The following is a 12641-nucleotide window of genomic DNA, read 5'->3' on the forward strand; positions in this document are numbered from 1 at the left end:
CAATAACGCGGACTGGCAGACCTTCAGGGAGGTCAATCAACGCTTTGCGGAGGCGGCCTGCAATGAAGCGGCCCCTGGGGCTTCCATTTGGATTCACGACTACAACCTCTGGCTAGCGCCAGGGTTCATCCGGGCCCTGCGCCCCGACGTCAAGATCAGCTTTTTCCATCACACGCCCTTCCCCAGCAGTGATGTCTTCAGCATCCTGCCTTGGAGGGAGGAGATCGTCGAAAGCCTGCTCTGCTGCGACGCCGTGGGCTTCCATATCCCGCGCTACGCCGAAAATTTCGCACGGGCGGCGTCCAGCTTGCTGCCGGTCAAGAAGGGACCGAAAGCGTCGATTGCCGACCATTTCATGCCCTGCGGCAGCGCCCTGGCCCAACCCGATGCAACCCCCTGGCTGGAGCACAACGGCCACCGCGTCAAGCTCGTGGCAACACCGGTCGGCACCAGTCCGGATGTGATTCGCTCCATCCGGGATTCCAAGCCCGTTCAAGATCTGATCAAGGAGATCGAAAGCAATACCAAACGCGGCCGCACGCTGATCCTTTCCGCGAGTCGCGTCGACTACACCAAGGGCAACGAAGAGCTCCTGCGGACATTTGAACGGCTCCTGGAGCGCAACGAGGCCATCCATGGCCAAGTGGTTTTGGTCTTGGCCTGTGTGGCAGCCAACACCGGCATGAAGGTCTATGAGGACACCCAACGGGGCATTGAAGAAACGGTCGGTCGCATCAACGGTCGTTTCAGCAAGATCGATTGGGTGCCCATCCGGTTGACCACCCAACGCATTCCCTATGAGGAAATGGTGGCCTGGTTTGCCGCATCGGACATCTGCTGGATCACGCCGCTTCGCGATGGTCTGAACCTGGTGGCCAAGGAATATGCGGCGGCACGCAAGGGCCAGGGCGGAAGCCTGGTCCTCTCTGAGTTCACCGGCGCATCGGTGGTGATGAAGGGTGCGGTGCTCACCAACCCCTACTCCCATCGACGCATGGATGAGGCCATCGACCTGGCGCTCAGCCTCTCGGGCGAGGAGCAACGGGAGCGGATGGCGTCCATGGCCGCCTCGGTGGACCAGCTCAGCGTCAACCACTGGGCCAAGGAACAACTCGAGGCCATTCAGTAGCAGCCATGGGACGGAGAGGTTGGCTGGTGGGACTGAGCTGTCTCTTGGGCAGCCTGCTCATCAGCCTTGTGCTCTGGGCCCAACCCCGCAAAGAGCCGGTTTCGATCCTGATGCCGGCTCCCTTCGCGGATGCCACGGTTGAACTTGTCGAGACCTTCAACCGCGAGCACCCCAACATTGACTTGACGGTGACCCGGGGACCCCTGGAAACAGAGGCCGTCTCAGACCTGGCCATCAGCAGCCTCTTGCTTGGCAACAGTCCCTACGACGTCCTCCTGATGGACGTCACCTGGACGCCGAAATACGCCAAGGCCGGCTGGCTCGAACCCCTCGATGGCTGGCTCGGAGACGATGCCCTGAGCGATCTCGCCCCAGGAGCTGAGCTTGGCAATGCCTTTGATGGCCACCTCTGGCGCTTCCCCCTGGTGGCTGACATGGGTCTGCTGTTCTGGCGCACGGACCTCATGGACGCACCTCCCAGAACACCCGCCGAGCTGGAGGCCATTAGCGCCTCACTGCAACAAGAAGGTCGGGTGCGCTGGGGCTATGTCTGGCAAGGCCGCCAATACGAGGGACTGAGCTGCACCTATCTGGAGGTTCTCCGTGGTTTTGGCGGCCGCTGGCTCCGTGACGGCTCACCTGCACTCGACAGCCCGGAGGCGATTGCAGCCAGCCAATGGCTCCGCAGCCTCGTCAATCGCGGGGTCACGCCTCCCTCGGTGGCCAACATGGCCGAGCCAGAAGCACTTCAGGCCTTTGAAAGTGGCGACGCCGCCTTCATGCGCAACTGGCCCTATGCCTGGGCCGAACTGAACAAGCCGGGCTCAATGCTGGCCGGAAAGGTCGGGATCACCACCATGGTGAGCCTGCCCGGGGAACCCCACGTGGCGACCCAGGGCAGCTGGGGGCTTGCCGTGCTCTCGGGTTCGAACCACAAGCAAGCGGCCGTTGAGGCCCTGCAGTTTTTGACCAGCACAGCAGCCCAAAAAGAGCTCAACCTCAATTGGGGCTATACGCCGACGCGCCTGAGTGTCTTTGAAGACCCTGAGCTGATCAGCGCCAATCCAGTCCTGCCGGAGTTGCAGGCAGCCCTGGCTGCTGCGGTGCTCAGGCCGGTGACGCCGATCTACGCCCAGCTCAGTGACCTGCTCTACCGCGAGGTCAACACGGTGATCGCTGGGGAGATTGCTGCGGCACCAGCCATGGAGACCCTGCAGCGCAACAGCGTTCAACTGGAGCGCTCCACGGGAGGAGTGCAGTAAATGTTCCGCTCACGCCAACAGCTGTGGCTGATGTTGCCGGCCCTGGCGGCGCTAACGCTGATCTTTGTCCTTCCCATCGCTCACTACCTCTGGTTGAGCGTTCACACCCAGACGGTGTTGACCGAGTTGAAGCCAATCCCGGCAGGGGCTGCCCAATGGATCCGGCTCTGGAACGACAGTCGCTTCTGGCAGGACGCCTGGCAGACCCTTCGCTTTGCGGGGTTCTCCGTGACGACGGAAATGGTCCTGGGGCTCGCCATCGCCCTGCTCCTGAACCAGCCCCTACGCGGCAAGAGCAGCTTGCGGCTGATCAGCCTCCTGCCCTGGGCGCTGCCGACAACTGTTATGGCCCTGGGCTGGCGCTGGATCTTTAACGATCCCTATGGCCCGATCAACCAAGCCCTGCATTGGATCGGAGTGGCTCCCGTCGCCTTTCTGGCCAACCCCTCCATCACCTGGATTGCCACGGTCTGGGCTGACACCTGGAAGACCACTCCGTTCGTGGCGTTACTTCTATTGGCCGGTCTGCAGAACATTCCGCGTGATCTCTATGAGGCGGCGCAATTAGAGGGGGCGTCCGCCTGGCAGTCCCTCTGGCGGATCACCATTCCGCTGTTGACCCCCTATCTACTCATCGCCCTGGTCTTCCGCTTGGCCCAGGCGCTGGGGGTCTTTGATCTGGTGCAAGTCCTGACCGGTGGTGGCCCCGCAGGCAGTACGGAAAGCCTCGCCCTCTACGCCTATCTCAATGCGATGCGCTTCCTGGACTTTGGCTACAGCGCCACCGTGATGCTGGGTGCCTTTGCGGGACTGCTTGTGCTCTGCTCTGGCCTGGCGGGTCTCTGGTGGTTCACAAGCAGCCGCCTATCGATCAAGGGAGGAGAGCCCTAATGGCACGCCTGGTCCTCCTGGTCTGGAGCCTCGGGCCGATGCTCTGGCAGCTCTACACCTCCTTCAGGCCCACCGCAGCCCTAACCGGGGCTGGCGGTGGAGGCTGGACCCTCGCGCACTACCAGCAGCTCCTCAACGGAAATCCACCGTTTCTGACCTATCTGCTCAACAGCGCGATCGTCGGCTTCAGCAGCACGTTGTTGACCCTGCTCTTGGCCATCCCCTGCGCCTACGCCCTCAGCCGGATGCAGGCCCACCGGGCTCGCAATATCAGCGTCTTGGTGGCGGCTGCCGCTGCCTTCCCCGCGGTACTGCTGTTTTTAGCCCTACTGCAGGTGGCGCGCGACTTTCATCTGGCGAACAACCTTCTGGCCCTGAGCCTTCCCTATGCCGGCCTTTGTTTGCCGCTGGCCATCCTTCTGCTGCAGGCCGCTTTCCGCGATATCCCCGTGGAGTTAGAGGAGGCGGCCCTGATGGAGGGCATGAACCTTTGGCAGCGCCTGCGCTGGGTGCTTCTGCCCCTGATGGCTCCGGCCATCTCCTCGGCAGCACTGTTGATCTTCATCTTCTGCTGGAACGAGTATCCGATCGCCCTGACCTGGTTGAGTCAGTCCGACCTGCTCACCCTCGCCCCAGCGATTGCGCGTATCGCCGGCTCCTCGATTTTCACCGTTCCCTATGGAGCCTTTGCCGCCGCCACCGTTCTAGGTAGCGCGCCATTGCTGCTGATCATGTTGCTGTTCCAACGGCAGATCATCAGTGGCCTCACCCAAGGGGCCATCAAGGGCTAGCCCTGACCAATCACGATCGCTTCACCGCTTGATGACCGCCTCCAGCTCTGCTCGCACAGGTCTTGTTCTCAACCAGCTCTCTCGCAGGGTGGGACAGCAGACCCTGCTGCAGAACCTCAACCTGGAGGTGGCTCCCGGGGAAATTCTGGCTCTGCTGGGGCCCAGTGGTTGCGGCAAAAGCACCACCCTGCGTTGTATCGCAGGCCTCGATCAGGTCAGCAGCGGCAGGATTGAACTGGCTGGAGAGACCATCACAGCCCTTCCACCGGCTCAGCGGAACGTGGCGATGGTGTTCCAGAGCTACGCCCTCTATCCCCACCTCAGCGTGGCCAAAAACTTGAGCCTGGGACTGGAACTCAGGCGAGTTCCCCGTTCGGAGATCGACGGAGAGGTCCAGCGGGTCTTGGCCCTGCTCCAACTCGATGGCTGCCGGGATCGAAAGCCAGCCGAACTCTCCGGAGGACAGCGCCAGCGGGTTGCCCTCGCTCGGGCGCTCCTACGCAAGCCCGCCCTGTTTCTGCTGGACGAGCCCATGAGCAACCTCGATGCCCAGCTCAGGGAAGAGCTGCGCGGCGAACTGCGCGGGATCTTGCACAGCACTGGAGCGCCGGTGGTGTACGTCACCCATGACCAACACGAAGCGATGGGCCTGGCGGACCGCATCGCGGTTCTGAAGGCGGGGGATCTGCAGCAGGTGGGATCAGCCACAGAGCTCTACCAAGATCCAGAGAACCAATTCGTCGCCAGTTTTCTGGGGAGCCCTTCGATCAACCTCTTGCCGCTTCACCCCGGTGAACTCGTCGGTCTGCGGCCCGAGCATTTAGCGCTGGCTGAGGCCGGGGCCCCACAGGACGAACAGGAGGTCGCCGTGGAGGCGCAACGGCAGCATTTGGAGTGGCTTGGCGATCGCGTCATCAGCCACTGGAGAGTGCGGGACACCAGTGTGAAGGTGCTCTCCGATGCCCAAAGCGTCAGCGCAAAGCTGGCGCAAGCCAACGATCGGCCCCTTCAGCTGCGCTGGAGGCGGGAGCATGAACTCCACTTCGAGCAGGCCACTGGCCGCCGAATCCGCTGATCGGAACTAGTCCTCCCAGACCGTTTCGATCACATTCATGGCCTGCAGATAAGCAGGGATGTCATCAGCGCTGGCGGACTCATCGTCCACAAAGCTGTCGCCACCGCCCGAACGGCGAGCCAAGTCCGCGACAACGGCACTCACCACGACATCCATTGCCGCTGAGTTGTCGAGATTTTGAAGCGCCTCCGCATAGCGCCTGCTGTGGGTGGGACGCACAGACTCTTGGCAGTAGTTGCTGAGTTCACGGCTCTCGGTCATCACCGAGAAGGCCGATTGTTTGGAGTTTTGCCGGCCAAAGATGGCCATGTAGAGCAGGTTGATCAGCGAGGCGTCATGCAACGGAATGCCGTACTGGCGGACGATCTGGGGCCAGTAGCGCAGGGAGCGCAGGCCCTCGAGTCCCCCTTTGGACAACCCCGCGTCTTCGCACCAGGACTCGAATTCTTCGAGATTCGCCGGGCAGCGACCGCACTCACGCATGCGATTCGCGAGCACGGCCCCCGCCTGGAAATTGCGCGTCGGACTGCCGGCGGTGGGCAGCATCATGCTGCCGCGCACATCGGCAACCATCGCCGTCAACTGCGAGAACGTGTGATCGCGGACCTTCTCCATGTCACCATCGCGCACTAGGGCGGCCTCAATCCTCTGGACGCCATAACCCAATTCCGTCAGGGCAATCGGCTGGCGGTGGTAGAGCCGTTGTCGGTCGGTTCGCGCCATCGAGACGGTGGCCGCTTGATCGAGACACTGCTCCAGCAGCAGGGTCAAGAGGGTCGGAAGAACGCCTGGGTTGTCCCTGTGGAAGGTGTAACCAAAGCCCGCAAAAATCGAGGCCATGTTTTTTGCGGCCTTGATGTATTGCCCTTCGATGTTGTGCACCCCAGCAGATACCTGAAGGTTGGGGGAAAGGCGATCCAGTAGTCGCGCCCCCAACAGGGCCGTCAGGGCATTGGGATGGCAGAAATTTGCCGTGAAGCTATCCAGGGGATTGCGCAGGGCTCCATGGCGATGGAAGCCGGTGAAGAAGGCCAAGTTGGGTGCTTTCTGGCACAGCACATAGGCCTCATTGGAGATCGGATCGTGGGTGAACGAACCGGCAAGACAGGCCAGGACAACATGCTCCCGCCCCAACTCTTCGCGCAGCCTGAGGGCCTCCTGGAGGTCCTCCTCGATGTGGTTGCTGTTGGCGCTGAGAACGACTAATTCACAGTTCTGGAGCAAATAGCCCAGGTCGTTGGGCTTCAGCTGGCCGGCCTGCCCGTGGGTGCCCATCCGCTCCATGGTGGCGCGGTGCTCCGGGTCCATCCCTGAGAGCTCCTCGCTCTTGAAGGCTCCGAGAATTTGACGGCCGGGACGCGCGGCCAGAAGCAACCGCGAGCCATCGGTTTGCATCGCGCAGTTGTAGGCCAGCGAAGCGGGATACAAGCCAACGCTGTAGAAGCCGACCTTTCCCTCCTCCAGCGCCAGCAGGCGGCGGCGGATCCGTTCAGGGTCCAGGTTGGATTCGAAAAAACCGTTCTGCAAGATCACATCGGGGCCCTTTCCCCATCCTTACGGGCCAGGGGGACCCATGGGAGGGTGGAACCCGTTCGACGAGGAACCGATGGCGCGTCTCTCCCTGATCGAACTGAAGCAGCAGATCAGCGCCGACCCGAACGTCCTGATCGTTCAGGATCTCGACGGTGTCTGTATGCCGCTGGTGCGCGATCCGTTAACCCGGGTCCTACCGGTGGCGTACATCCAGGCAGTCGCCAAGCTGGGGCATCGATTTCGCGTCCTCACCAACGGCGAGCACAGCAGCACCCGCGGCGTGAATCGACTCGTTGAAAGCGCCCTGGCGCCAGGACGAGATCCGGCCGCTGAGGGTTTGTATCTCCCAGGCTTGGCGGCGGGCGGGGTGCAATCCCAAACCCGCCATGGCTTGATCAGCCATCCGGGAGTCACGCCAGCGGAACTCCAGTTTCTGAAGGCCGTCCCCACGCTGCTCAGCCGAGGGGTGGGGGAGATCATTCGCCAGATCACTCCGGATGCCAAAGCGGAAGAACAGGAGCGTCTTGCCCAGGCCGCCGTGCTGGATAACGAACTCTCGCCAACACTGAACCTCAATGTGCTTTTTGCTGGCCTGTGCCCGGAGGTCGAAGAACAACGTCAGCTGCAACGGCTCAGCCTCGGATTGCTCCAGAACATCGAGAAGCAAGCGCAGGAGCAGGGGCTGGCCGATTCGTTTTTCGTGCACCTGGCACCCAACCTGGGCCAGCACAAGGGACAAGAACAACTGAAGTGGGCCAGCCCTGAGCACCGCGGGACCAGCGACTTCCAATTCATGCTCCGCGGCGCTGTCAAGGAAGCGGGCCTCTTGGTGCTCCTCAACCAGCACATCGAACGGAGCACGGGCAAAGCTCCCCTCGGCGCGGACTTCAACGTGCGCTCCGCCCCCAGAACAGCGGAGGGGCTGCTGGCGTTGGCAGAGGACTGCATCGCCCCAGAAACCATGCCCACGTTGATCGGCATTGCCGACACGATCACGTCTGAATGGGTCGTGGAGGGCGACCAAGCCGGTTGGCGCCGTGGGGGCAGCGACCGTGGCTTTTTGACGTTGTTGCAGCAGATCGGACAGACCTTTGAAACCCCCAATCGAGTGGTCTTGATCGACAGCAGTGGAGGGGAACTGGATCGCCCCAGCCTCCAAGATCCAGAGCTCAAAGGTCTGAGTGATCCGGAGGATCCCTTGCGGCTGGATGTGCTTGTTCCGGGGGGGCCAGAGGCCTATGTGGAGTGGTTTGTTGATTTGGCAGACAACGTCTTTTAAAACGTTGGGCTGACAGCGGCAGCAGAACGGCCTATCCAAGGAGGTAGTCGCCGTTTGTTCCGATGCCAGAGGGGGCCAGCAGGACACAAACCTGGCCTCCAGCTCCGGGACAGCATCCCTGGTGGGATGGAGCGGTGATCTACCAGCTGATCCCCCGTTGCTACAGCGATTCCGATGGGGATGGCATCGGTGATTTCGGGGGCCTAACCAAGCGTCTGGGCTATCTGCGTTGGCTCGGGGTCGACGCGATCTGGATGACCCCGATCTATCCCTCGCCGCTCAGGGACGGTGGCTACGACATCACAGACTTCACCGACATCCACCCGGAGCTCGGGGATCTCGATGCCTTTCACCGCCTGATCGAAGCGGCCCATGCCCATGGGATCCGGGTGGTGATCGACCTGGTGTTGAACCACACCAGTCAGTTGCATCCCTGGTTTCAACGGGCCCGCTTTGCGGAGCGGGGCAGTCCAGACCGTGACTTTTATGTCTGGAGGGATGACCCGGACGGCTATAGCGATGCCCCAGTCCTCTTTCGACACTTCGAGGACTCCAATTGGTCCTGGGATCCGATAGCGCAGCAGTACTACCTGCATCGCTTTCTGCATCACCAACCTGATCTCAACTACGACAACCCAGCCGTCCAGGAGGCGGTACTCCAGGTCGTTGATTTCTGGTTGGCACGCGGCATTGATGGATTTCGCCTGGACGCCATTCCGTTTTTGTTTGAGCGCGAGGGGACCCGGTGTGAAGGACTACCGGAAACCCATGCCTTCTTGAAGACCCTGCGTCAGCGCGTCGATGCCTTTTGCGAGGCCAACCCCGGTCGAGACGTTCTGCTCCTGGCAGAAGCGATTCAGCCGGTCCAAGAAGCCATGCCCTACCTGGAGGATGGCGAGCTGCACGCGGCCTTCAACTTTGCCTTGACGGCCCATCTCTTCGCCTCGGTCGCCCATGGGGAGACCAAGGCCCTGAATCGCTTCCTTCAGGAGATCAGCAGCCTGGACTGCGGCCGCAGTTGGGCTCTACCGCTGCGAAATCACGATGAGCTCTGGCTGGGCGATGGCCACCTGGTGCCCGACGAGGTCATTCACTGGGTGCGTCATGGTCTGCCTGCTGCCCATGGCCATTGGCTGAACTGGGGAATCAATCGACGACTGGCACCGCTCTTAAACGGAGATCCCAGACCCAACATGGCCCTTCATGCCCTGCTTTACAGCTTGCCGGGCATGCCCTGCGTCTATTACGGCGATGAACTCGGGATGGGGGATTGGCCGGGACTGAGGGACCGTGACCCCAACCGAACGCCCATGGCCTGGAGCCCGGATCGCAATGGCGGTTTTTCCAGTGCTCCAGATCCCCTGCTGGTGCTGCCGCCCATCACCGCACCTGGATACGACTACCGCGTGATCAATGTTGAAGTTCAAAAGTCTCTAAAGGGGTCGCTTTTGAACTGGCATCGGCACATGCTGGTCAGCCGAAAACTGCTGCCTGCCCTGAAGCACGGCGACTTTGAACCCCTGCCGAGCCATCACCCGAGCGTCGTCAGCTTCATTCGCCGCTGCGAAGCCATGACCGTGCTCGTTGCGGTCAATCTCAGTGGTACGGGCGCATCCACCGAAATCGATCTGAGCCGATGGGAAGGAGAGCGGATTCGGGAGCTGCTCTGGGGCTGTGAATTCCCAGAGGCCAGCTCCGAATGGTTTGTCTACCTCCAGGCCTATGGCTTTGGCTGGTGGCTGATCGGCGACATGGAACTGGCGAGCAACAGCGACTCGGCCGCTGGAGTCAGCCGCTCCGCTTCCGCCTGATCCAAAAAGCCAATGCGACTGCGCCGCTGCAGCAGATCATCTGCCGAGCGGGCCCACTCCAAGCGGATGTTGTAGCGCCACTCCGCCAGGCAAACGGGAACCACGCTGCTGAGCGGTTTCCGCTCAGACAGCTCCATGGCCTCGTTCAGGACCGCCTCTGCTCGAAGGCCATAACTGGAGATGAGGTGGTCAATTTGCCGGGCCTGGAGTTCGCCGTCCGGCAGTAGACCCTTTAAGTGCTGAGCGAGCTGGGCGAGCTCAGCGTCGGTTTGCTCGGGGGACTGAGCGGCTCCAAGCAGGGGCAGGGGCTCAGGGGCCGGGAGGGTTCGATTCAACTGTTGGGCGATGGCCTTGAGGGCATCGACCGCCAACACCCGGCAGGTGGTCCACTTGCCCCCAAGCAAGCTGATCAGCCCACAATCGAGCTGTTCGACTTCGTGCTCGCGAACCACCTTGCTGCTGCCGCGCTCAGAGTCCGGCTGAATCAGAGGGCGACCGCCGGCCCAGCGGCTGGACACCGAGAAGCTGGGTTGCCCTGGGAACCACTGGCGTAGGTGATCCAACAGGAACGCCTCCTCCGCATCGGAGACGGAGGTGGCTTCATCGACTGGACAAGGTGAATCGGTGGTCCCAACCAGTGTTCTGCCTTGGAAGGGGAGCACGAACATCACGCGGCCGTCACTGGTTTTAGGGATCAGCAGGCCGACGCCCTCTGGACACAACGGCTCGCTGAGCACAAGGTGCACCCCCCGGCTGACCAGAAGGCGTGGACTGCACTGCGGGTCGGCCAGCAGCCTCAAGCTGTCGGCCTGGATGCCTGTGGCATTGACCACACAGCGGGCTGACCAGTGGTTCAGCGCACCATCGGCCTGACGCGCTGTGACACCCGTGAGCTGGCCCTGCTCCTGCTCGAAACCAACGACCGTGCAGTCCCGCTGAACCACGGCTCCGGCCGCCTCAGCCGTGAGCAAGAGCAACAGATTCAGGCGCGCATCATCAAATTGACCATCGCTGTAGAGAACGGCGCCATGGCGCTTGGGGTCCAGGCCTGGCAGGGAGCGTTGCAGTTGCTGGCGGTTGATGCCACGACTGGGTTCGAGGCCGGCCGCTCCCGCGAGGAGGTCATACATCCCCAGCCCCATCCGGTAATAGGCCTGCTCAATGGGCCCCTGGGTCGGTAGGGCAATACGCAGAGGTTGGGCCAAAAAAGGAGCCTGATCAATCCAGTACTGGCGCTCCGCCAGGGCCTCCCGCACCAATTTCAGTTGGGCGGCATCGAGCTGCTTGAAGGCCAGCTCCAGGTAGCGAACGCCGCCATGGAGCAACTTCGTGCTCCGGGAACTGGTGCCCTGGCCTGGATCACCCGCCTCCAGTAACGCCACCCGCAATCCGCGGCGAACGGCCTCGTAGGCCAGGGAGGCTCCACTGCTCCCCCCACCAATGATCAACAGATCAAACGGTTGCATCGCCATGCCACTCCAAACAACGTTCAACCGCCTGGTCCCAGCGGCGTAACCAGCGCTCCCGTTGCGCCTCCGTTTGCTGAGGGCTCACCTGGGTCGAGGAAGCCCTCACCGAGCTGGCAATGGCCTCGAGATCGTCGACCACTCCAACGGCCTCACCGGCCATCAGGGCCACCCCCAAGGCGGTGGACTCCAAATTGGCCGGACGCACCACCTCAACGCCGGCGCTGTCGGCCTGGGCCTGAAGCAAGACAGCGGAGGCCGCCGCCCCGCCATCAACGGCGATGGTGCGCAGGGGAGCGCCAAGGGCCTCGGCCGCACCGCGCAGCAGTCCGGTGACGGCTAAGGCAATCCCCTCGAGGGCAGCCCGGGCGATCTGCGGTGCACCGGTGTCACGGGTCATGCCGATCAACAACCCTCTGGCATTGGGGTCCCAATGGGGAGAGCCCCAGCCGGTGAAGGCCGGCACGAGCATCAGCTCGCCCGCACTGGCCACCTTGGAGGCCAACCCGTCGACCTCGGCGGACTCACGAATGATCCCGAGGCCATCGCGCAGCCACTGGATGACCGTTCCTGCATTGAACAAGCTGCCTTCAATGCAGTAGGTCGTGCTGCCGTCGGCGTTGCTCCAACCCACGGTGCTCAGCAGGCCACCAGCGGCGCGCTGGGGTTGCTGCCCGCAATTCACGACCAGAAAGGCACCGGTTCCGTAGGTGCACTTGGCCTGGCCGGGTTGCCTGCAGAACTGGCCATAGCTGGCGGCCTGTTGATCACCGAGCATCGCCGTGATCGGCACACCGGCAAAGGGAAGGCCCTCAGCGATCACCCCAAACGAGCTGCGGGTGGGTCGTAAGTCGGGCAACGCCTTCAGGCTCAGACCAACGCGTTCAACCGCCTCCGGCAGCCAACAGAGCTGCTCCAGGTCCAGCAGCAGCGTGCGACTGGCATTGCTGATGTCTGTGGCGTGCTGCGCTCCGCGGGTCAGCTGCCAGAGCAACCAGCTATCGACAGTGCCAAAACAGAGGTCATCGCCAGCCAGGGCCTGCCGGGCCTCGGGATAGGCCTGCAGCATCCAAGCGATCTTGCTGGCGCTGAAATAAGGATCCAGAACAAGTCCCGTCTGGCGCTGCCACTGATCCGCCGCCGCCTGGCGCTTCCAATCCCCGCAGATCGATGCGGTCCGACGGTCCTGCCAGACCAGGGACGGGCCGAAGGGTTCGCCGGTGCTGCGTCGCCAGAGGGTGGTGGTTTCGCGCTGATTGGTGATGCCGCAGGCCCTGACTGCTGCCCGTTGCCCTGGACTGAGGCGCTGCTCCAGTAGGGCCATCGCCTCCAGCTGGCTCTGCCAGATCGCGGAGGCGTCCTGCTCGACCCAACCATCATCCGGGTAGTGGATGGCAAGCGGCA

10 protein-coding genes are annotated in these 12641 nt (G+C 62.5%); 7 read left to right on the plus strand and 3 right to left on the minus strand.

From position 1 onward, the window contains the following. The 5 genes from ggpS to QZ189_RS08390 all read left to right on the plus strand — a co-directional run. Window positions 1-1129: glucosylglycerol-phosphate synthase (gene ggpS, locus QZ189_RS08370; RefSeq protein WP_296421518.1), on the plus strand; the 1129-nt coding region annotated here is incomplete at its 5' end. 5 nt (window positions 1130-1134) lie between these two features. Further along, a complete protein-coding gene (locus tag QZ189_RS08375; protein ID WP_296415106.1) occupies window positions 1135-2391 on the plus strand; it encodes an ABC transporter substrate-binding protein in 1257 nt (418 codons plus the stop codon). Then, window positions 2392-3282, plus strand: a complete 891-nt coding sequence (locus QZ189_RS08380) for a sugar ABC transporter permease (protein WP_296415107.1) — start codon at window positions 2392-2394, stop codon at window positions 3280-3282. Further along, on the plus strand, window positions 3282-4073 hold the full coding sequence (locus QZ189_RS08385; RefSeq protein WP_010317097.1) for a carbohydrate ABC transporter permease: 792 nt from the start codon (window positions 3282-3284) through the stop codon (window positions 4071-4073). Before QZ189_RS08380 ends, QZ189_RS08385 begins: the two co-directional genes overlap by 1 nt. Before the next feature lie 88 nt (window positions 4074-4161). Next, window positions 4162-5148: an ABC transporter ATP-binding protein gene (locus QZ189_RS08390; protein WP_363155589.1), complete on the plus strand. Its 987-nt coding sequence runs from the start codon at window positions 4162-4164 to the stop codon at window positions 5146-5148. A gap of 6 nt (window positions 5149-5154) precedes the next feature. On the opposite strand, the gene QZ189_RS08395 is transcribed toward QZ189_RS08390, so the two are convergent. Next, complete coding sequence (locus tag QZ189_RS08395; protein ID WP_296421520.1) at window positions 5155-6675, minus strand: hypothetical protein; 1521 nt, start codon at window positions 6673-6675, stop codon at window positions 5155-5157. Window positions 6676-6754: 79 nt separating this feature from the next. Here QZ189_RS08395 and stpA point away from each other — a divergent pair, with 79 nt between their 5' ends. Next, window positions 6755-7960 (plus strand): glucosylglycerol 3-phosphatase, encoded by a 1206-nt coding sequence (gene stpA / locus QZ189_RS08400; RefSeq protein ID WP_296421521.1) that lies wholly within the window; start codon window positions 6755-6757, stop codon window positions 7958-7960. A 62-nt stretch (window positions 7961-8022) separates the two neighbouring features. After that, on the plus strand, window positions 8023-9771 hold the full coding sequence (locus tag QZ189_RS08405; RefSeq protein ID WP_296421522.1) for an alpha-amylase family glycosyl hydrolase: 1749 nt from the start codon (window positions 8023-8025) through the stop codon (window positions 9769-9771). Here QZ189_RS08405 and QZ189_RS08410 read toward each other — a convergent pair. Continuing rightward, window positions 9681-11243 carry an FAD-dependent oxidoreductase gene (locus QZ189_RS08410; RefSeq protein WP_296421523.1) on the minus strand — a complete coding sequence of 521 codons (1563 nt, stop codon included), beginning with the start codon at window positions 11241-11243 and terminating at the stop codon, window positions 9681-9683. The two genes, QZ189_RS08405 and QZ189_RS08410, sit on opposite strands and share 91 nt — an antisense overlap. After that, the coding region (gene glpK / locus QZ189_RS08415; protein WP_296421524.1) for a glycerol kinase GlpK at window positions 11224-12641 on the minus strand (1418 nt) is incomplete at its 5' end. The genes QZ189_RS08410 and glpK, both read right to left, overlap by 20 nt.

The sequence above is a fragment of the Vulcanococcus sp. CPBay_Sum15L08_68 genome (assembly GCF_017855895.1).
GTDB lineage: Bacteria > Cyanobacteriota > Cyanobacteriia > PCC-6307 > Cyanobiaceae > Vulcanococcus.